This is a genomic window from Streptomyces sp. NPDC031064, from assembly GCF_055570965.1.
In genome coordinates this window covers 21061-39827 of the sequence record NZ_JBVIGF010000012.1, presented here as the reverse complement: position 1 = coordinate 39827, position 18767 = coordinate 21061, and the positions used below count along the sequence as shown (strand labels likewise).

Genomic DNA, 18767 nt, shown 5'->3' with positions numbered 1-18767 from the left:
CCGAACTACATCTGTAGTGACACTTTTACCGTACTACGGATGTAGTGGGGCCGGTAGGTTGGTCCCCATGACCGCACGTGCCGAGCTGATCGCCGACACCGCGCTGACCCTGCTCGTCGAGCGGGGCATGCGAGGACTGACCCACCGCGCGGTGGACGAGGCCGCCGGGCTCCCCCAGGGCTCGACGTCCAACTACGCCCGCACCCGGCAGGCACTGCTGGAGACGGCGGTGCGGCGGCTCGCGGACCGAGAGGCGCAGGTCCTGGCCATGGAGGAGATGCCGGCGCCGGGTGATGGCCTCGACGCACTGGTGGACGCCCTGTCCCTGGCGCTGCACCGCTACCTGACGAGCCACCGCGACCTGCTCGTCGCGCGGTACGAACTGGGGCTGGAGGCCACCCGCCGCCCCGAGCTGCGCACCTTCTACGACGAGACGGGGCGGCGGTTCCGGGAGCCGCTGACGGCACTGATGAGGGGGGCCGGTTCGGCGCGGCCCGAATGGCACACCTTGTCCCTCGTGGCCTGGTGCGAGGGGCTGATGTTCTCCTGCGCGGTGGGGGCGTTCCACTCCGCCGTACCGAGCCGTGAGGAACTGCGTGCCGGTTTCGGGGAGTTGCTGAGCGGGATGCTCGGCACCCGCCCCACGGCCCCGGAGTGATCATCAGGCGGTCACACCCATCACCCGTGCGGACCAATAACCGCGGGTAGCAATCCCCAAAGGGCCGGTCAACGACCAGAGTTACGGGGTGCATCGAACGAGAATCACAGCGAAGGTCCTGGCCACCGTGGCCGTGGCGGCCGTCTCCGGCTGCGTGTCGGTGGACCCGGGCGCCGCCCCCGTACCGACCGCCCCGGAGGCGAGCCACCCGGCCGGCCAGGACGTCGTACCGCAGATCCTCGAGGGCCCCGCGCGGGAGGCCTTGGAGGCCGCCCTGCCGCCCACCACGGCGCCCGCCCCCCGATCCCCGTCAGCGCCCCCCTCGTCCCCGGTCCCGGGCGACGACGCCGGGCGCGCACCGGCCCCCGCGCCGCCCGCCACCCCGCCCACCGCGCCGCGCGCCGACCAGCCGGTACGGCTGCCCTCGTCGGAACGGATCCGCGAACGGCTCCCCCGTATCGAGCGCCCCGCCGTGCCGCCCCTCCCGGACACCGTCCCCGACGTATGCGCGCTCGGCCGCAGCTACGGCGACTGGAACCCCGACAGCCGCCAGGCCAGGATCTGCCGCGAGGCCTACGGGCACTGACCCGTCAGCGGGGCCCGGTCCGGGCGCCCCGGCGTCACTCCGCGCCGAGGCGCTCGGCCAGGTGGGCGATGGCCGCGCGGACGCCGTTTCCGTACCCGTCGTCGTCGAGGGCGTCCGAGGCGGCGCGGGCGCGGTCCAGGTGCATCCGCGCGGCGTCCGGGCGCCGGAGCTTGACGTAGTCGGCGGCGAGGTTCAGGTGGAGGGACGGGTACAGGGCGCGCAGCGCCACGTGGCGGCCGTCCGCACCTTCCGCGGCGGTCAGGGCCCGCAGGTCCCAGGCGAGCTCGTCGTAGGGGTCGTCCTGGGCGTCGGCCATGTAGTGCGCGAGCGTGCAGCGGTGGAGCGGGTCGCCGTCCGCCCCGAGCCGCTCCCACAGCTCACCGAACCGGTTGCGGGCCTCCTCCCGGTCCCCTCCGTGGAGGAGCATCCTCGTCTGCCCGATCCTGGTCATCACGGCGTCCCCGGACACGTCCTGCTGGTGCTCCCACACTGCGGCCTCCACTCGTCCGTCGGCGTCCCGGCCCCGGGACCGGCGAGGTCCCCGGGCCGGTGTTCCGACGCTAGCCGCACTCACCGGCATTCCCGGTCAGGCTCGATGGCGCGGCAACCACGTGCCCGCTCCGGAGCACCGCCGGGAGGCCCCGAGGCCGCCACCCCATCGGGCGGCCCGGGCCCGCGACCCCGCCCCCTCGTCGGCCCGCCGAGCCCCGCGTCAGCCCAGGTTCGGGATGCGCCAGTCGATGGGGGCGTGACCCTGGTCGGCGACGGCCTTGTCGATCTGCGTGAAGGGGCGGGAGCCGAAGAACTTCTTCGCGGAGAGCGGCGAGGGGTGCGCACCCTTGACCACCACGTGCCGCGTCTCGTCGATCAGCGGCAGCTTCTTCTGCGCGTAGTTGCCCCACAGCACGAAGACGGCCGGGTCGGGCCGGGAGGCCACCGCGCTGATCACCGCGTCCGTGAACTTCTCCCAGCCCTTGCCCTTGTGCGAGTTCGGCTCGCCGGCCCGGACTGTCAGCACCGCGTTGAGGAGCAGGACACCCTGCTGCGCCCACGGCATCAGGTACCCGTTGTCCGGCACCGGGTGCCCGAGCTCCTCCTGCATCTCCTTGTAGATGTTGCGCAGGGAGGGCGGGGTCTTGACGCCCGGCCGCACCGAGAAGCACAGGCCGTGTCCCTGGCCCTCCCCGTGGTACGGGTCCTGGCCCAGGATGAGGACCTTGACCTTGTCGTACGGAGTGGCGTCGAGGGCGGCGAACACCTCCTCGCGCGGCGGGTAGACCGGCCCCTTGGCCCGCTCCTCCTCGACGAACTCGGTGAGCAGCTTGAAGTACGGCTTCTGCAGCTCGTCGCCGAGGACGCCGCGCCAGGACTCGGGCAGCATGTCGGTGTCGGTCACGTGAACAACCTCCGGTGGGTGATCGCCTTTTCTGTTCCCAGAACTTACCGGTGACCACTGACAACCGGCCCTACCAGCCGATCTTCCAACCGATCGTCGAACCGATCACACCCGGTCTTCACCGGCCGGCCCGATGAGGACCGGCCGGCCCGACGAAGACGAACTGGTCCGACGAAGACGAGCCGGCCCGACGAAGACCATGCGGCCCGATGAGGACCGGCCGACCCGACGAAGAACATCCGGCCCGACGAAGACGAGCCGGTCCGACGAAGACCGATCCGGTCCTCACCAACTGGTCTTGCGCTGCAACTCCCACATCTGCATGACCGTCTGCGGGTCCAGCGCCCGCTCACCGCCGGCGATCTCCTCACTCGCCGCGACGTAGAGCTTGCCCTGCCACAGCGGCAGCAGCCGCACGTCGTCCACGAGGATCTCCTGCGCCCGCTCGAACTCCTCCGTGACCGCCCCCCGGTCGCTGACCTTGCGGGACTTGGGCAGGAGCTGGTCGGTGATCTCCGGCCGCACGTACGGCGTGGAGAGCACGTTCTCCTTGCCGACGAACGGGGCGATGAAGTTGTCGGGGTCCGGGAAGTCGGGGAACCAGCCTCGCCCGAAGACCGGGTACTGGCCCTTCTGGTAGCCCGCCTGGAACTCCTTCCAGGGCTTGCCGTTCAGCGTGACCTTGAACAGCCCCGACGCGTCGAGCTGCCGCTTGAGCTCCTTGAACTCGGCCTCGGTGGAGGAGCCGTAACGGTCGGTGGTGTACCACAGCGTCAGCGCCACCGGGCCGTCGACGCCCGCCTCGCTCAGCAGCTTCCTGGCCTTGTCGACGTCCGGCTCGCCGTACCGGTCGAAGAAGGCGGTGGTGTGCCCGGCGATGCCCTTCGGGACCATCGAGTACAGCGGCTCGGCGGTGCCCTGGTACACCTTGGCGACCAGCGCCTCACGGTCGACGACCTGGGCGATCGCCTGCCGTACCGCGAGCTTGCTCACGGACGGGTCCTGGGCGTTGAACACCAGGTAGCGGATGTCCGCGCCGGTCGAGTCGACGACCTGGAGCCCCTCGTTCTCCGGCTTCTTCTCCCGGAGCTGGACGACTTCCTCCGCGGTCAGACCTCGGTAGGTGGCGTCGATCTCCTTCTCCCGCAGCGCGCCGACCATCGCCTCGGAGTCCTGGAAGTACCGGATGGTGACGCCGTCGTTCTTGCGGTTGGCGAAACCCTTGTAGGTGGGGTTCTTGGTGAGCTCGGCCTTGGCGCCCTCCTCGTACGAGTTGAGCACGTACGGGCCGGAGCCGGTGAGCTTGCCGTCCTCGCGCAGCGCGTCCGCCGGGTACTTCTCGGGCGGGACGATGGACATGGCAGGGGTGGCCAGGATGAACGGGAAGGTGGCGTCCGATTCCTTCAGGTGGAACGTGACGACCCTGTCGCCGGTGGTCACGATCTTGTCGAGGGAACCGAGCAGAGGAGCGGGGCCACCCTTGGCGTTGATCGTCCGGATCCGGTCGATCGAATGCTTCACGGCCCGGGCGTCGAGCTTCCCGCCGTCGGAGAAGGCCAGCCCTTCCTTGAGCCGGCATTCGAAGACTTTGCTCACGGTGTCCGTGAATTTGCACTCCGCCGCGTCCGGCTGGGGCGCCGCGCTCCCGGTCGGGAAGCTCAGAAGGGTCTGGAAGACATTCCGGTACAGCTCCCAGGAGCCGTCCCAAGCAGCGGCGGGGTCGAGCGTGCTGGGGGCGCTCGTCGTACCGACTACGATCTTGTTCTCCCCATCGGCGTCATCCCCCGAAAAGAGACTGCATCCCGCCAGCAGGGATATGGACGCAAGGGCTGCAGCCGCCTGCAGACTGGTCCGGTTGAACACGTGCGCACGCTCCTCGTTCAGCCATGGGTCGGCCGACCATACCGCAGCGCCCCGCCGGGTCAATGTGGTGGCCGGGCGGGGCGCTTGCGGCAATCAGCGGTCAATCGGGAAAATCGGGATCAGCCGACTCCGGCATTGAGGAAAATTCCGCCGTCGACGACCAGGGTCTGGCCCGTGATCCAGTCCGACTGGCCGGAGGTGAGAAATGCGGCGGCTCCGCCGATGTCCTCGGGCACGCCGAGCCTGCCCAGCGGATACGCGGCCGCGGCCTCCGCTTCCCGGCCCTCGTAGAGGGCCTGGGCGAATTTCGTCTTCACGACGGCAGGGGCGATGGCGTTGACCCTCACCACCGGGGCGAATTCATGGGCGAGCTGGAGGGTCAGATTGACCATGGCGGCCTTGCTCATGCCGTAGGCGCCGATGAAGGGCGAGGGGGCGAGGGCGGCGACCGACGCGATGTTCACGATCGCACCGCCGTTCTCCTTCTGCCACGCCTTCCAGGTGAGCTGGGCGAACCCGAGCGCCGAGATGACGTTGGTCTCGAACACCTTGCGCGCGACGTTCAGGTCCATGTCGGCCATCGGGCCGAAGACCGGGTTCGTGCCCGCGTTGTTGATCAGGAAGTCGACGCGGCCGAACGCCTCCATGGTGCGCTCCACGGCGAGCGCCTGGTGCGCCTCGTCGTGTGCCTTGCCGGCGACGCCGATCACGCGGTCGGCGCCCAGTCGCTCCACGGCCTCCTTGAGCGCGTCCTCGCCGCGGCCGGTGATGCACACCCGGTCGCCGCGGGCCACGAGCGCCTCCGCGACGCCGTAGCCGATGCCCCGGCTGCCGCCCGTGACGAGGGCGACCTTGCCGGACAGTGGGGGAAGTTCCTCGGTGGTCATGTCCGTCGTTCCTCTCGCCTCGGTCCTCAGTTGAGCGGGCCGCCGGCCACGTACATGACCTGGCCGGAGATGAACCCGGCGTCGTCACCCGCAAAGAAGGCGATGGCGTTGGCGACGTCCTCCGGCCGGCCGACGCGCTGGACGGGGATCTGGGTGGCGGCGGCGGCCTGGAACTCCTCGAAGCCCATGCCCACGCGCGCGGCGGTCTGCGCGGTCATCTCGGTAACGATGAAGCCGGGCGCCACGGCGTTGGCCGTGATGCCGAACTTGCCGAGCTCCTTGGCGAGGGTCTTGGTGAAGCCCTGGAGTCCGGCCTTGACGGCGGAGTAGTTGGCCTGGCCGCGGTTGCCGAGCGCCGAGGACGAGGAGAGGCTGACGATCCGGCCGAAGCCCGCGTCGACCATGTGCTTCTGGCAGGCCTTGGCCATCAGGAACGCGCCCTTGAGGTGCACGTTCATCACGATGTCCCAGTCGGACTCGCTCATCTTGAAGAGCAGGTTGTCGCGCAGCACGCCCGCGTTGTTGACGAGGATCGTCGGCGCGCCGAGCTCGGTGGCGACGCGCGCGACGGCGGCCTCCACCTGGGCGCTGTCGGAGACGTCGCAGCCGACGGCGATGGCCCTGCCGCCCGCCGCGGTGATCTTCTCGACGGTGTCCTTGCAGGCCGCCTCGTCGAGGTCGAGTACGGCGACGGCGCGGCCCTCGGCCGCGAGCCGGACCGCGGTGGCGGCGCCAATGCCCCGCGCGGCCCCGGTCACGACGGCGACGCGCTGCTCGGTGGTGGACATGCTGGTTCTCCTCGCCCTTGGATCCCGGATAAGCGGCTCGGCCGACACGTCCATGCCGGTGAGCGACCGCTTAGTACCTTCAGCAGACGAGACGCTAGAGACCCTGGCACCCGGTGTCAACGGCCGACCGGGTGCACCAGGTCACTCAGCGCACCAGCAGGTCGAGCAGCCGCTGTGCCTCGCCCTCCGGATCGGCGGTCAGCCCGGTGTGCACGGGCCCGGGCTGGACGACCGTGGAGCGCGGCGCGATCAGCCACCGGAAGCGGCGCCCGGCGTCGTCGCGGGCCGCCTGGCCCGCGTGCTCGCCGCCCTCGCACACGCCCTCCACGGCGCGCAGGGCGGCCCGTACGCCGGTCACGTCGGCCTCCGGGTCCAGCGCCAGCAGCTTCGCCTCGTCCAGGTGCGTGCGGGCGCACACGAAGGCCTTGGCGCGGCAGTAGACCACCACGCCCGCGTTGAAGCACTCGCCGCGCTCGACACGCGGTACGACGCGCAGCAGCGCGTACTCGAAGACGTCCCGGTCGGTCACTCGCTGCTGTCCTTCGTGCGGTCGTGCTTGGTGGGGTGCGGCCAGGGTGCCAGGTGGTGGGTCAGCCACCCGGGGGCCTGGGACGGCTTGTCCCCCGTACGCTCCCCCAGCGTGATCCGCTCGTGGATGGTCGCGGCGCGCGGCAGCAGGGCGTCCACGTAGGCGCGGCGCAGTGCGTCGGACGTGTCGAAGCCCGGCTCGTCGACCAGCCACTCGTCGGGCACGTCGGCGGCCACCTCGGTCAGGAGCTCCTCGGTGACCAGCGGGGCCAGTTCGGCCGCCGCGGCCGCGACGTCGGGCGCGAAGGTCGCGAGGACGTGGTCGGAGGCGTCGTAGGGTTTGGCGGCGGAGGCCCGGGCGCCCGGCCAGTTGTGGTGCCAGATCATGGTGGCGCCGTGGTCGATCAGCCACGGCTCGCCGTGCCAGACGAGCATGTTGGGGTTGCGCCAGGAACGGTCGACGTTGTTGATGAGCGCGTCGAACCAGACGACCCGCCCCGCCTCCTCCGGGTCCATCGCGTAGGCGAGCGGGTCGAACCCGATCGATCCGGGGAGGTAGTCCATGCCGAGGTTCAGCCCGCCGCTCGCCTTGAGCAGCTCCTGCACCTCCTGGTCGGGCTCGCCCAGTCCGATGACGGGATCGAGCTGGATGGTGACCAGCTCGGGGACGCGCAGGCCGAGCCGGCGGGCGAGCTGCCCGCAGATGACCTCGGCGACGAGGGTCTTGCGGCCCTGCCCGGCGCCGGTGAACTTCATGACGTACGTGCCCAGATCGTCGGCCTCGACGATGCCGGGGAGGGAGCCGCCCTCACGCAAGGGCGTGACATAGCGGGTCGCTGTGACTTCGGGGAGCATCCCCCCACATTACGTGCCTGTCATGATCTGCCCCATGAATATCCACCCCCGCCTCCATGTGCCCGGTTTTCCCCGCCAGTTCGCCCGTACGCGCCGCTTCTCGCTCGGCGTTCCGGGTGCGTTCACCGTCTCCCCGGACGGCGACCGGGTGCTGTTCGTGCGGACGGGTTCGGGCTCCGACACGGTCGCGCGGCTGTGGCTGTACGAGGATGGCGAGGAACGGCTCCTGGCCGATCCGTCCGGGCTGGGCGGTGACCGGGAGGAGGACGTTCCGGAGGCGGAGCGGGTGCGCCGGGAGCGCGACCGGGTGACGGCGACCGGGGTGGTCGGTTACGCCACCGACCGGCACGCTCGCGTGGCGGTGTTCGCGCTGGGCGGTGCGGTGTGGGCGGTACGGACCGATGGCGGCGCCCCGTGGCGCGTCCCGACGGCGGGGCCGGCCGTGGACCCGAGGCCGTCGCCGGACGGTTCGCTCGTCGCCTACGTGACGGGGGGTGCCCTCCGGGTCGTACGCGCCGAGGACGGCACCGAGGACCGGCTGCTGGCCGCACCGGAAGGGCCGGACGTCGCCTACGGGCTGTCGGACCACGTGTCGGCCGAGTCGATCGGGCGGCCTCGCGGCCACTGGTGGTCGCCGGACGGGGACGCCCTGCTGGTGGCACGGACGGATCACGCGCGCGTGGGGCGGTGGTACCTCGCCGACCCGGCCGATCCGTCGAAGCCGCCGCGCGCGGTGCGCTACCCGGCGGCCGGTACGGCCAACGCGGAGGTGTCGCTTCACGTCCTGCGCCTGGACGGCGGCCGGACACCCGTCCGGATACCGGTGCGCACACCGGCGCGGACCGATCCGGATGCCCATCCGTCGGGCGCGTGGACCGACACCCGGTTCGAGTACGTCACCGCCGCCGGCTGGGACGGGTGCGGGCCCTTCGTCGAGGTCCAGACGCGGGACCAGCGGTCGGCCGAGCTGCTGGCGATCGATCCGGACACGGGTGCGACCCGCGCGCTGGTCCACCGCCGCGACCGGGCCTGGGTGGAGCTCACACCGGGCGTCCCGGCCCGCACCGCCGCCGGGACGCCGGTCGTGACCGTCGTACGCGACGACGTCCGCGGCCTGCGCGTCGGGCGGGTGGCGAGCCCGCCCGGGCTCGAGGTGCGCGCCGTCCTCGGCACGGCCGGCGAGCGGGTGTACTTCACCGCGGGCGAGGAGCCCACCGAGGTCCATGTGTGGGCGTACGACCCGGCGGACGGGTTCAACCGGGTGAGCCGGGAGCCGGGCGTCCACGCGGCCGCGGTCGGCGGCGACACGGTCGTCCTGGACAGCCGGACGGAGAGCGGACGGACGGTGACCGTCCTGCGCGGCGGAAAGCCCGCCGGGAGCATCGCCGTACTGGCCGAGACGCCCCTCGTGACAGCACGGCCCGTCCATCTGTCGCTGGGCGCCCGCGAACTGCGCAGCCACCTCCACCTGCCGTCCTGGTACGAACCGGGCTCCGGCCGACTGCCCGTGCTGCTCAGCCCGTACGCGGGCTACGGCATCCAGCTCGCCGTGCGGGCGGCCGGCTGGTACGGCGCGGTGGCCCAGTGGTTCGCCGAGCAGGGCTTCGCGGTGCTGGTCACGGACGGACGCGGCACACCGGGGCGCGGCCGGGCGTGGGAGACGGCGATCCACGGCGACCGGCTGACCGCTCCGCTGGAGGACCAGGTGGACGCGCTGCACGCGGCCGCCGAGCGGTACCCGGACCTGGATACGGACCGGGTCGGCATCCGGGGCTGGTCGTACGGCGGTTACCTCGCCATCGGTGCCGTACTGCACCGCCCCGACGTGTTCCACGCGGCCGTCGCGGGCGCCGCGCCGACCGACCGGCGGCTCTACGACACGCACTGGGAGGAACGCTTCCTTGGCCACCCGGACGTCCGGCCGGAGAACTACGAACGGTCCTCCCACCTGTCGTACGCGCATCTGCTGACCCGGCCGCTGCTGCTGATGCACGGGTTCGCCGACGACAATGTGGTGGTGGCCCACACCCTGCGGTTCTCCGCCGCGCTGCTGGCGGCCGGGCGGCCCCACAGTGTGCTGTCCCTGCCGGGCGCGACACACACGGTGACCAGGGAGGATGTGGCGAGCAGCCAGTTGGTGGCGGAAGTGGAGTTCCTGAAAAGGTCGTTGGGCGACTGAACACCCCGTGCCGTCCCGTCGTACTCCCCGGTGACGCGTTGACGTCGTCATGACCTCCACGTGACCTCCACGGAAGGGATGCCGGAATGACCGGATCGCAGGGGACCAGCAAGGCAGTGGCGCGCCGTACCGTCGTCGCGGCGGCGAGCGGGGCCGGCCTGGCCGCCGTACTCACCGCGTGCGGAGGATCGGACAGCCCGGCCGGGTCCGCCGGCGACGCCCCCGCGGGCAGTGGCACCACCGGAGCGACGACCGGCGGCGCAGCCGGTTCCGGTTCGGGCTCCGGTTCCGGTTCCGGTTCCGGGGGCAAGGTGCTGGCCAAGACGACGGACATCCCGGAGGGCGGCGGCAAGGTCTTCGGCGACGTCGTGGTGACCCAGCCGAAGGCGGGCGAGTTCAAGGCGTTCTCGTCGAAGTGCACGCACGCGGGATGCGCGGTCAAGGACGTGGCCGACGGCATCATCAACTGCCCGTGCCACGGCAGCAAGTTCGACGCGACGGACGGCAGCGTCAAGGCGGGCCCGGCCACCACCCCGCTGCCCACCGCGTCGATCACGGTCCAGGGCGACTCGATCACGCTCGCGTGACGCCGCCGGTGCCGCTTCCGCCGGTGCCGACGCCGGTGCCGTTGCCGCCGAGGTAGCCGGTGCCGCCGGCGCCGCCACGCCAGGGCCGCTTCCAGCAGGCGAGCACGTCGTCGGTGGTGGTGACCGTGGCGACCAGCGCGAGCGTGTGCCGGACCATCGCGGAGGTGTAGTCGGAGGGGAGCCCCGCGATGGCGTCCGCCGGAACCACGGCCGTGTAGCCGAGGTTCACGGCGTCGAAGACGGCGTTCGGTATCGCGACGTTCGCGGAGACGCCGGTGACGAGCAGGGTCCGGCAGCCCAGGTTGCGCAGCAGCGCGTCGACGTCCGTGCCCGCGATCGGCGACAGTCCGTGCAGTCGGCGTACGACGATGTCCTCGTCGGCCACCTCGATGGGTTCGGCGATCCGGACGGCGGTGGACCCGGTGTGCTGCTGTACGGGGAGCCGTTCGGCCGCCCGGAAGAGCCGGGCGTTGCGGCTCGCTCCCCGCCCGTCGGGGCGCCGCTCCGCCACCGCGTGCAGCACCTGCACGGAGGCCTCGTGCGCGGCGGCGACCAGCCGGGCCACCCGGTGCAGGGTGCCCGACGACCGGGCCTCGGCAGCGAGTTCGGGCAGGGCGCTGCCGGGGCCCACGACGCCGCGCTGGCACTCGACGGTGAGCAGCACCGTACGGGCGGGGTCGAGCTGCTCGCGGAGCTGTTCGAACGTCGGCATGCGGCGGGAGGGTAGCCCCCATTGGACGGGGACGGAAGAGACCCATTGCGCGGACGGGGAAGACACTCCATGCTTTCTGACACTCCATCAGGAAGCGAGGCGAGCGCCATGGCGGTCACCCAGCGCCGGGGCCGGCGCATCATGATGTCGGAGTCCGAGCTCGACGCGTACCTCACCGAGCAGCGCACCTGCCGGGTGGCGACCGTCTCGCCCGACGGCCGGCCGCACGTCGGCGCCCTGTGGTTCGCATGGGACGGGACGTCGCTGTGGCTGTACTCCCTCACCCGCAGCCGGCGCTGGGCGGACCTGCGCCGCGACCCGCGGATCGCCGTCGTGGTCGACGACGGCGAGGAGTACGGCGAGCTGCGGGGCGTCGAGCTGTCCGGCACGGCGGTCTTCGTCGGCGAGGCGCCGCGCACGGGAGAGCCGTGCCCCGAACTGGAGGCGGCCGAGCGGCTGTTCGCCGCCAAGAACTTCGGCCTGGACGCGATGCCCCACGACGGCCGTCACGCCTGGCTGCGGCTGACCCCGGACGCCGTCGCGTCCTGGGACTTCCGCAAGCTGAGCCACGAGCCGGGCCCCGAGTGAAGCCCCGACCCGAGCCCCAAGCCGAGCCCCGAGCCGAGCCCCCGAGCCGACCCCGAGTGAAGCCCCCACCCGAGCCCCAAGCCGAGCCCCGAGCCGGCCCCCGGGTGAGGCCCGACCCGAGCCCCAAGCCGGCCCCGGCCCGAGCCCCAAGCAAAGCCACAACCCCTGACCGTCAACTACTCACCGCGCGCCCCACCTCTCGCAGCGCCTCCACCGCCGCCCTGATCGAGGGCCGCCGGTCCGCGTCCGAGCGCCACACCGCGTAGATGTGCCGCAGCATCCGGTGGCGTACGGGCACGAGGACGACGCCCTCCGGCACGGAACCGCGCCCCAGGCGGGGCGTGACGCACACGCCGAGGCCCGCCTGGATGAGCGCGAGCTGCGTGTGGTGCTCCCCCGCCAGGTGGGCGATACGGGGCTCGACGCCCTTGGCGCGCAGCGTGAACATCAGCCACTCGTAGCAGAATTCGCCCTCCGGCCAGGACACCCAGTCCTCGTCCGCGAGGTCCTCCAGGTCCAGCTCCGCCCGCCCGGCGAGCGGATGACCGGCCGGAAGCGCCACGTCGGCGGCGTCGTCCAGCAACTGCGCCCTGGCCAGCCCCGCCGGGACGGGCAGCCGCTTGTTGTTCCAGTCGAGCACCACGGCGAGGTCCATGTCGCCGCGCATCACGTGGCGTATGCCGTGTTCCGGCTCCAGCTCGCTGGTGCGTACGACCAGGTCGGGGTGGTCCCGCCGCAGCGCGGAGATCGCCGCCGGGAACAGCCCGCGCGCCGCCGTCGGGAACCCGGCCAGCCGCACCTCGCCCACCACCTGGCCGCGCTGCGCCTCGATGTCCGCCTGGGCCAGCTCCACCTGGGACAGGATGCGCGCCGCGTGATCGGCCAGCAGCAGGCCCGCGTCGGTCAGCCGCACACCGCGCCCGTTCTTGGCGACGAGCTGCTGCCCGACCTCCCGTTCCAGCTTGGCCAGTTGCTGCGAGACCGCCGATGTCGTCACGTGCAGCCCGTCCGCCGCGCCACTGACGGAGCCGTGGCGGGCGAGGGCGTCGAGGGTACGCAGGCGCTCCAGGTTCAACATGTAAGCAATGCTAAGCGAACCGGACCACGAAATCTCGCTTGTCCTACGAGGTCGCGTCGGCCATCGTGTCCGTCATGAGCACCGCAACCCCGACCTCCCGCCGCTCGCTGCCCACGCCGTCCACCACGTCGACGGCACCCCCCGCACCCCGCCGCACCCTCGACTGGCGCCTCCGCTTCGCGCTGCTCTCCCTCGTGTGGGGCTTCAGCTTCCTGCTGATCAAGGTGGGCACCCATGCCTTCGCCCCCTTCCAGGTCACCTTCGGCCGGCTGCTGTTCGGCACCGCGGTGCTCGCCGTCGCCATGGCGGTCAGACGCGCGCGACTGCCGCGCGGCGTCCGGACGTGGGGCCATCTGGCGGTGGCGGCGTTCCTCCTCAACGCCCTGCCGTTCTCGCTCTTCGCGTACGCCGAGCTGACGATCCCCTCGACGCTCGCCGGCATCTGCAACGCCACCTCCCCGTTGTGGGGCATGGCCCTGTCCCTGGTCGCCCTGTCGGAGGACCGTCCCACGCGCCGCCGGGTGGCGGGCCTCGGCATCGGCTTCATCGGCGTGCTGACCGTGCTCGGGGCCTGGCAGGGGTTCTCCGGGCTGGACGTCACGGGCACCGCGATGGCACTGCTGGCCTCGCTCAGCTATCCCATCGGCTGGATCTACGTCCGCCGTACGCTCGCGGGCCACGGTGACTCGCACCTGTCCCTGACCGGTGCGCAGCTCTTCCTCGCCACGTTGCAACTCGCCGTGGTCACCCCGCTGTTCACCACGTGGCCGACCGCCTTCCCGGTCGTACCGGTGCTCGCGGTGGTCGCGCTCGGCGCGCTGGGCACGGGGTTCGCGGTCCTGATCCAGTACGGGATCGTCGCCGAGGTCGGCCCGACGACCGGCCAGATGGTCACCTACTTCATCCCGGTCATCGCCACCGCCGCGGGCGTCACACTCCTGGGCGAGGCCCTGACCTGGAACACCCCCGTCGGAGCCCTGATCGTCCTGGCCGGCGCGGCCCTCACCCAAAGCCGCCAGGCCCGCCAGACCCGCCAGAACCGCCGCGGGACCCAGCGCTCCGGGACCCAGCGCCGCTGGACCCGCCGGACCCGCCGCAGCCGCCCCCGCCCCGGAACGCCCCGCCAGCCGTAACCCGGCCCGGCCCCGCCCCCGAAACCCCTCAGCCGTAGCTGCGCGCCTCCAGGGGGCCGGCCGCTGCGGCGATCGCGTCGGCGAGCGGCTCCAGGTCCGCCGTCGCCAGGCCCGAGATGGTGATCCGCACGCCCGGTCCGGTCGCCATCCGGAACCGGGCTCCGGGCGCCACCGCCCACCCCGCGTGCAGCAGCCGCGCCACCGCCCCGGTCTCGTCGGCCACCGGCACCCACACGTTCAGGCCGCTTCGCCCGTGCGCCTCCACGCCCCGCCGCGCCAGGGCCGCCACCAGCGCGTCGCGCCGCTCGGCGTACGCCGCGGCGACCGCCCGCGCGTCCACCGCGCCGGTCCGCCACAGGTGCGCGACGGCACGCTGCAACAGGCGGCTCACCCAGCCCGGCCCCAGGCGCTGCCGGCCCAGCACCCGGTCGACGGTGACCGGGTCGCCGGTCAGCGCCGCGACCCGCAGATCGGGGCCGTACGCCTTGGCGACCGACCGGATCAGCACCCAGTGGTCCGTCACGCCCGCGAGCGGGTGCAGCGGCTCGTCCACGAACCCGTTCCCGTGGTCGTCCTCGATGACCAGCACACCCGGGTGCGCGGCCAGCACCCGCCGCAGCTCCGCCGCCCGCTCGGCGCCCACCACCGCGCCGGTCGGGTTCTGCGCCCGGTCGGTCACGATGAGAGCCCGCGCCCCGAGGTCGCCGAGCGCCCGTTCCACCTCATCCGGCAGCGGCCCGTCGTCGTCGAGGGCGACCGGCACGGGCTTCAGCCCCAGGGCCGGTACGAGATCGAGGAGGGCGCCCCAGCCGGGGTCCTCGACGGCCACGGCGTCACCGGGGCGCAGGTGGGCGGAGAGCACGCGCTCGATGGCGTCCAGCGAACCGGACGTGACGGCGACCGGCCCGTCCGGCACGCCGTCGGCGTCCAGCGCCGCTCGGGCGAGCCGTGCGAAGTCCTCGTCCACGGGGGCCTGCCCGTAGAGCCCCCGCTCCTCGGCATCCCGGTGCGCCGCGGCCGCCAGCGCCTCGCCGAGCGGCGGCAGCAGGGCCGGGTCGGGGTTGCCCTTCCCGACGTCCCGTACGCCTTCGGGCGCCTCGATCCGGATGGACCCGCGCGCGGTGGTCGCCGGGCGGTGGCGCACCCGGCTGCCCCTGCGCCCGGCCGTCTCGATCACCCCGCGCTCGCGCAAGGTCCGGTAGGCGGCCGCGACCGTATTGGGATTGACGCCCAGGCGTGCCGCCAACTCCCGCATGGGCGGCAGCAGTTGGCCCGGCTCCAGCTCTCCCGAGCCGACGCCCCGCTCCACGCTCGCGGCAATCTCCGATGCACGCCGACCGACGATCCGATACTCTCCTAGCACAAACCAGATTATGCACTAGTGCAATGGAGTACGCAATGCCGCAGGACTCGACGTCGCAGGACGCCACGGAGTACCAGCCGACCGAGCGCACCGTCCCCACCCGCTCCCGGGAACGCGCCTCCTACGACCGCGAGCTGGTGCACGCGATACTCGACGAGGCGTACGTCTGCCACCTCGGTTTCGTCCGCGACGGCGCGCCCGTGGTCCTGCCCACGCTGTACGGCCGGGTCGGCGACCGCCTCTACGTCCACGGCTCCACCGGCTCGCGCCCGCTGCGCATGGCGGGCCAGGCCGACCCGGGGCTTCCTGTCTGCCTGACCGTCACGCACGTCGACGGCCTGGTCCTGGCCCGCTCGGCGTTCCACCACTCGATCAACTACCGCTCGGTCGTCGTCCACGGCATCGCCCACCAGGTCACCGACCCGGAGGAGAAGCGCACCGCGCTCGACGCCCTCGTCGACCACGTGGTCCCGGGGCGCTCCGCCGACTCCCGCCCGGCCAACGCCAAGGAGCTCGCGGCGACCGCCGTCCTGCGCCTGGACCTCGCCGAGGTGTCCGCCAAGCTCCGCACGGGCGGCCCCAACGACGACCCGGAGGACCTCGCCCTCCCCCACTGGACGGGCGTCGTCCCGGTCCGTACCACCTACGGCACCCCCGTCCCGGCATCCGACCTGGCCCCGACCGTCCCGGTCCCCGACTACGTCACCGAGCTCTGAGTCGAGGAGCCAGACGCCCGGCAGCCCGAGAGGTGGGGCGGGGACGCTTCCCCGCCCCACACCCCTCAGGCGGCCGGTGCCGTCACCCGGCGCCGCCCCACCGCGACCCGCGCCTCCGCGGCAGCCAGCCCCGCGACGGCGCCGAGCAGCAGCAGCGTCCCGGCCACCGTCGCGCCGGTCAGCCGCTCACCGAGCACCGTGACCGCGATGACCGCCGCGCTGACCGGCTCCAGGAGCATGATCACGGAGACGGTCGCGGCCCGGACGACGGCCGCGCCCGCGAAGTACAGCGCGTACGCCAGCGCGGTCGGGACGGCCGCCACGTACAGCATCAGCCCCGCCACCTTCGCGAGTTCGGCGGTGTGCGGGACCAGTCCCTCGGCCACCGCCATCGGCAGCAGGCCCACCGCGCCGACCGCGAAGGCCCAGGTGGTCGTGGTCAGCGCGGCCGCGCCGCCACCGTCCCGCCCGAGCCACCGCGTCAGCAGGGTGAGCGCGGCGTACGCGGCGGCGGACAGCACCGCGAGGGCCACCCCCGCGGGGTGCACCGCCGCGCCCCCGCCGCCGAGCACCAGCACGGCGAGTCCGGCCAGCGCGCCCGCGACCGCGACGACTCCGCCGCGCCCGAGCCGCTCCCCCATGGTCAGCCGCGCGCCCAGCGCGATCAGCACGGGTCCGGCGCCCAGCGTGACGACCGTGCCGACCGCGAGGCCGGTCAGCTCGACGGCGGCGAAGTAGGCGCTCTGGAAGACGGTGAGCCCGACGCCCGTACCGAGGATGCGCAGCAACCGCCGCCGCCGGGGCTCCACCGCCCGCGAGGTGCGACGGCGCCGCACCGCCAGCGCGCCGAGCAGCAGCACGAGGCCGCCGGCGCAGCGCCAGAACGACAGGGCCAGTGGGCCGAGGTCGCTGACCAGGAACACCAGCGAGGCGGCCGCCCCGGCAGTACCCCAGGCGATCCCGGCGACGATCAGATAGAAGAGGCTCCGCCCGATGGGCACGCCGGACGCACCGGGCACAGCGGACGGAACAGGGGAATTCGACACGTGACTTCTCCGCACGAAGACAGACAGATGGTTGGCCGCTCGACTCCGCACGCGGGCAGCGACGAACCGCCCGGGGACTGCCCGGGCCGGTCTTCGTCAGGAGTGGGGTGCCGCCCGCGTTACGCGGCGGGCGGCGGAAGTACGGTCGAATGCATGATCGTCACCTTACGTTGCGGCCTGTCCGGACGACAACCGCTCTTCCGGAAGTGCCGGTTCCGACCCGGCCACCGGCCCCGACGGCGCCTTGGGCGCCGACGACTGGGCGATGAAGGCCCCGACGAGCACCACCGCCCCGCCCAGGATCTGAGGCCCGGACAGGTGCTCCTTCAGCAGCACCCACGCCAGTACGGTCGCGATGACCGCCTCCAGGCAGGCGACCACACCGGCCACCTGCGGGGACAGCCTGCGCACGGAGATGACACCGGTGACGTACGCGAGGACGGTGGCGATCAGGACCACCCACGAGAGCAGCAGCCACGCCGGGGCCGTCGTTCCGCCCAGGTCGGCACTGCCGCCCAGCACCGACCAGTCCATGCCCCAGGGGCGCGCGACGACGGTGAGGACGACGGAACCGAAGAGCAGGCCGTACGCGATGACGCCGAGCGGATCGGCCGGCCGTGCCTCGTCGCTGCCCTGGTCGGAGAGCACGAAGTAGCCCACCTGGCAGCAGGCGGCGCCCAGGGCGAGCACCAGTCCGACGAGGTCGAAGCTCAGCCCCGACCACACCTCCACGACACACGCGAGTCCGCCGACCGCGAGCACCACCCCGAGCGCGGCGGCCCGCGTCACCGGCCTGCGCTGCACGAACCGCACCCAGCCGAGGACCAGCGCCGGGGCGAGGTACTCGATGAGCAGCGCGACCCCGACGGGGATGCGGGAGATGGCCGCGAAGTAGCAGGCCTGGACGCCCGCGACGGCGAGCAGGCCGAAGCCGGCGAGCAGGGCGGGCTTGCGGCGCAGCAGATCACGGTGGCGCCAGGCGACGGGCAGCATGACGAGCGCGGCGCCGGTCACCCGTAGCCACACCACGTGCAGCGGGTCGAGCCCCGCCTCGATCAGCGGCTTGGCCGCGACACCTGATCCACCGAATGCGAAGGCCGAGGCCAGGGCGAGTCCCAGGCCGGCGCTTCTCCCCTGAGACGCGTGCATCGGCACATCATGACAGCACCACGTCAGGAGCGTAAGAGCCGTTACACCTGTTGAGACGGCTCGCCGATCCGCGCGGCCAGCGATGCCGCGTCGACCCCGGCGCGGGTCAGTACCTCGACGGCGCGGCACTCGCGGTCGGCGGCCAGCCCGGCGAGCAGGTCGAGCCCGCCCGCCCGTGGGGCACTGCGCCGTCCGGCCCGTTCGCGGGCACCCTCCATCGCGGCGACGGCGGCGGGCGACCACCCCGGTACACCGGCCCGCGCCGGCAGGGGCATGGCGCCGGTGTCCTCGACGGAGCCCTGCCAGCGCAGCCCGTACCCGATGCTCCGCTGCACGAGGTAGCCGAGCACCCGCGCGACCTGCTCGCCGCCGTCGAAGGCGGCCCGGACGTCCGGATCGGATTCGAGCAGTGAGTGCAGCAGGTGGGCCGTGTCGATCTGCCGGTCACCGTCCCGCAGTGCCCTGCGCCGCGCGCCCGCGACGACGGAGGCCAGTTCGACGGTGAGTCCGGCCTCAATGTCCGGACGGCCGGCCTGCCGGGGCACTCGCGGGGTGGGGCTTCGCACCCTTCCACCTCATCAGCCGCCGGGGGCCGGAACATCCCCGCCCAGGAGCATTCGCGCATCCCACGGAAGGTGGGCACGGACGGCCGCCT

Annotated in this window: 20 protein-coding genes; 7 read left to right on the top strand and 13 right to left on the bottom strand. The window is 72.8% G+C overall.

From position 1 onward, the window contains the following. Nucleotides 1-67: 67 nt before the first annotated feature. Together ACZ46W_RS33140 and ACZ46W_RS33135 are read left to right on the top strand one after the other, a co-directional pair. Nucleotides 68-658 (top strand): TetR/AcrR family transcriptional regulator, encoded by a 591-nt coding sequence (locus ACZ46W_RS33140; protein ID WP_468345680.1) that lies wholly within the window; start codon nucleotides 68-70, stop codon nucleotides 656-658. A gap of 88 nt (nucleotides 659-746) precedes the next feature. After that, nucleotides 747-1244 carry a hypothetical protein gene (locus ACZ46W_RS33135; RefSeq protein WP_468345678.1) on the top strand — a complete coding sequence of 166 codons (498 nt, stop codon included), beginning with the start codon at nucleotides 747-749 and terminating at the stop codon, nucleotides 1242-1244. Nucleotides 1245-1278: 34 nt separating this feature from the next. Here ACZ46W_RS33135 and ACZ46W_RS33130 read toward each other — a convergent pair whose 3' ends face one another. The 7 genes from ACZ46W_RS33130 to ACZ46W_RS33100 form a co-directional block, all read right to left on the bottom strand. Continuing rightward, nucleotides 1279-1695 carry a hypothetical protein gene (locus tag ACZ46W_RS33130; RefSeq protein ID WP_468346000.1) on the bottom strand — a complete coding sequence of 139 codons (417 nt, stop codon included), beginning with the start codon at nucleotides 1693-1695 and terminating at the stop codon, nucleotides 1279-1281. A 261-nt stretch (nucleotides 1696-1956) separates the two neighbouring features. Continuing rightward, nucleotides 1957-2640 carry a uracil-DNA glycosylase gene (gene ung, locus ACZ46W_RS33125; RefSeq protein WP_468345676.1) on the bottom strand — a complete coding sequence of 228 codons (684 nt, stop codon included), beginning with the start codon at nucleotides 2638-2640 and terminating at the stop codon, nucleotides 1957-1959. A 285-nt stretch (nucleotides 2641-2925) separates the two neighbouring features. Then, nucleotides 2926-4503 carry an ABC transporter substrate-binding protein gene (locus tag ACZ46W_RS33120; RefSeq protein ID WP_468345674.1) on the bottom strand — a complete coding sequence of 526 codons (1578 nt, stop codon included), beginning with the start codon at nucleotides 4501-4503 and terminating at the stop codon, nucleotides 2926-2928. Between the two features lie 119 nt (nucleotides 4504-4622). Beyond that, on the bottom strand, nucleotides 4623-5390 hold the full coding sequence (locus ACZ46W_RS33115; protein WP_468345672.1) for an SDR family oxidoreductase: 768 nt from the start codon (nucleotides 5388-5390) through the stop codon (nucleotides 4623-4625). Between the two features lie 26 nt (nucleotides 5391-5416). After that, nucleotides 5417-6178: a 3-oxoacyl-ACP reductase FabG gene (gene fabG, locus ACZ46W_RS33110; RefSeq protein ID WP_468345671.1), complete on the bottom strand. Its 762-nt coding sequence runs from the start codon at nucleotides 6176-6178 to the stop codon at nucleotides 5417-5419. A gap of 145 nt (nucleotides 6179-6323) precedes the next feature. Next, on the bottom strand, nucleotides 6324-6707 hold the full coding sequence (locus tag ACZ46W_RS33105) for a DUF3037 domain-containing protein (protein WP_468345669.1): 384 nt from the start codon (nucleotides 6705-6707) through the stop codon (nucleotides 6324-6326). Continuing rightward, nucleotides 6704-7561: a HipA family kinase gene (locus ACZ46W_RS33100; RefSeq protein WP_468345667.1), complete on the bottom strand. Its 858-nt coding sequence runs from the start codon at nucleotides 7559-7561 to the stop codon at nucleotides 6704-6706. Before ACZ46W_RS33100 ends, ACZ46W_RS33105 begins: the two co-directional genes overlap by 4 nt. A 34-nt stretch (nucleotides 7562-7595) precedes the next feature. Between ACZ46W_RS33100 and ACZ46W_RS33095 the strand changes: the two genes are divergently transcribed. Both ACZ46W_RS33095 and ACZ46W_RS33090 read left to right on the top strand, forming a co-directional pair. Then, complete coding sequence (locus tag ACZ46W_RS33095; RefSeq protein WP_468345665.1) at nucleotides 7596-9740, top strand: S9 family peptidase; 2145 nt, start codon at nucleotides 7596-7598, stop codon at nucleotides 9738-9740. A gap of 86 nt (nucleotides 9741-9826) precedes the next feature. Further along, nucleotides 9827-10327, top strand: a complete 501-nt coding sequence (locus ACZ46W_RS33090) for a Rieske (2Fe-2S) protein (protein WP_468345663.1) — start codon at nucleotides 9827-9829, stop codon at nucleotides 10325-10327. Here ACZ46W_RS33090 and ACZ46W_RS33085 read toward each other — a convergent pair. Further along, on the bottom strand, nucleotides 10314-11039 hold the full coding sequence (locus ACZ46W_RS33085; RefSeq protein WP_468345661.1) for a cysteine hydrolase family protein: 726 nt from the start codon (nucleotides 11037-11039) through the stop codon (nucleotides 10314-10316). The genes ACZ46W_RS33090 and ACZ46W_RS33085 overlap by 14 nt on opposite strands. Before the next feature lie 108 nt (nucleotides 11040-11147). Here ACZ46W_RS33085 and ACZ46W_RS33080 point away from each other — a divergent pair, with 108 nt between their 5' ends. Next, nucleotides 11148-11627, top strand: a complete 480-nt coding sequence (locus ACZ46W_RS33080; protein ID WP_468345659.1) for a pyridoxamine 5'-phosphate oxidase family protein — start codon at nucleotides 11148-11150, stop codon at nucleotides 11625-11627. Between the two features lie 172 nt (nucleotides 11628-11799). Here the strand turns inward: ACZ46W_RS33080 and ACZ46W_RS33075 are convergent, their stop codons facing one another. Beyond that, on the bottom strand, nucleotides 11800-12705 hold the full coding sequence (locus tag ACZ46W_RS33075; RefSeq protein WP_468345657.1) for a LysR family transcriptional regulator: 906 nt from the start codon (nucleotides 12703-12705) through the stop codon (nucleotides 11800-11802). A 74-nt stretch (nucleotides 12706-12779) separates the two neighbouring features. Between ACZ46W_RS33075 and ACZ46W_RS33070 the strand changes: the two genes are divergently transcribed. Next, nucleotides 12780-13838, top strand: coding sequence for a DMT family transporter (locus tag ACZ46W_RS33070; protein WP_468345655.1), 1059 nt, complete (start codon nucleotides 12780-12782; stop codon nucleotides 13836-13838). 28 nt (nucleotides 13839-13866) lie between these two features. Here ACZ46W_RS33070 and ACZ46W_RS33065 read toward each other — a convergent pair whose 3' ends face one another. Beyond that, on the bottom strand, nucleotides 13867-15201 hold the full coding sequence (locus ACZ46W_RS33065; RefSeq protein ID WP_468345653.1) for an aminotransferase class I/II-fold pyridoxal phosphate-dependent enzyme: 1335 nt from the start codon (nucleotides 15199-15201) through the stop codon (nucleotides 13867-13869). A gap of 23 nt (nucleotides 15202-15224) precedes the next feature. Between ACZ46W_RS33065 and ACZ46W_RS33060 the strand changes: the two genes are divergently transcribed. Beyond that, complete coding sequence (locus tag ACZ46W_RS33060; protein WP_468345651.1) at nucleotides 15225-15917, top strand: pyridoxamine 5'-phosphate oxidase family protein; 693 nt, start codon at nucleotides 15225-15227, stop codon at nucleotides 15915-15917. 65 nt (nucleotides 15918-15982) lie between these two features. Here the strand turns inward: ACZ46W_RS33060 and ACZ46W_RS33055 are convergent, their stop codons facing one another. The 3 genes from ACZ46W_RS33055 to ACZ46W_RS33045 all read right to left on the bottom strand — a co-directional run bounded on the left by ACZ46W_RS33055 (nucleotide 15983) and on the right by ACZ46W_RS33045 (nucleotide 18678). Then, the gene (locus tag ACZ46W_RS33055; RefSeq protein WP_468345649.1) at nucleotides 15983-16963 is read right to left on the bottom strand and encodes a DMT family transporter; all 981 of its coding nucleotides are present in this window, start codon (nucleotides 16961-16963) and stop codon (nucleotides 15983-15985) included. Nucleotides 16964-17128: 165 nt separating this feature from the next. Continuing rightward, complete coding sequence (locus ACZ46W_RS33050) at nucleotides 17129-18112, bottom strand: EamA family transporter (protein ID WP_468345647.1); 984 nt, start codon at nucleotides 18110-18112, stop codon at nucleotides 17129-17131. A gap of 41 nt (nucleotides 18113-18153) precedes the next feature. Then, nucleotides 18154-18678, bottom strand: a complete 525-nt coding sequence (locus tag ACZ46W_RS33045; RefSeq protein ID WP_468345645.1) for a peptidase — start codon at nucleotides 18676-18678, stop codon at nucleotides 18154-18156. Nucleotides 18679-18767: the final 89 nt, after the last annotated feature.

Excerpts from the sequence above, each read along its gene's own strand:
- ACZ46W_RS33140 (WP_468345680.1), top strand. The coding sequence starts at position 68 with ATGACCGCACGTGCCGAGCTGATCGCCGACACCGCGCTGACCCTGCTC.
- ACZ46W_RS33130 (WP_468346000.1), bottom strand. The coding sequence starts at position 1,695 with ATGACCAGGATCGGGCAGACGAGGATGCTCCTCCACGGAGGGGACCGG.
- ACZ46W_RS33115 (WP_468345672.1), bottom strand. The coding sequence starts at position 5,390 with ATGACCACCGAGGAACTTCCCCCACTGTCCGGCAAGGTCGCCCTCGTC.
- fabG (WP_468345671.1), bottom strand. The coding sequence starts at position 6,178 with ATGTCCACCACCGAGCAGCGCGTCGCCGTCGTGACCGGGGCCGCGCGG.
- ACZ46W_RS33100 (WP_468345667.1), bottom strand. The coding sequence starts at position 7,561 with ATGCTCCCCGAAGTCACAGCGACCCGCTATGTCACGCCCTTGCGTGAG.
- ACZ46W_RS33095 (WP_468345665.1), top strand. The coding sequence starts at position 7,596 with ATGAATATCCACCCCCGCCTCCATGTGCCCGGTTTTCCCCGCCAGTTC.
- ACZ46W_RS33090 (WP_468345663.1), top strand. The coding sequence starts at position 9,827 with ATGACCGGATCGCAGGGGACCAGCAAGGCAGTGGCGCGCCGTACCGTC.
- ACZ46W_RS33085 (WP_468345661.1), bottom strand. The coding sequence starts at position 11,039 with ATGCCGACGTTCGAACAGCTCCGCGAGCAGCTCGACCCCGCCCGTACG.
- ACZ46W_RS33080 (WP_468345659.1), top strand. The coding sequence starts at position 11,148 with ATGGCGGTCACCCAGCGCCGGGGCCGGCGCATCATGATGTCGGAGTCC.
- ACZ46W_RS33075 (WP_468345657.1), bottom strand. The coding sequence starts at position 12,705 with ATGTTGAACCTGGAGCGCCTGCGTACCCTCGACGCCCTCGCCCGCCAC.
- ACZ46W_RS33070 (WP_468345655.1), top strand. The coding sequence starts at position 12,780 with ATGAGCACCGCAACCCCGACCTCCCGCCGCTCGCTGCCCACGCCGTCC.
- ACZ46W_RS33060 (WP_468345651.1), top strand. The coding sequence starts at position 15,225 with ATGGAGTACGCAATGCCGCAGGACTCGACGTCGCAGGACGCCACGGAG.
- ACZ46W_RS33050 (WP_468345647.1), bottom strand. The coding sequence starts at position 18,112 with ATGCACGCGTCTCAGGGGAGAAGCGCCGGCCTGGGACTCGCCCTGGCC.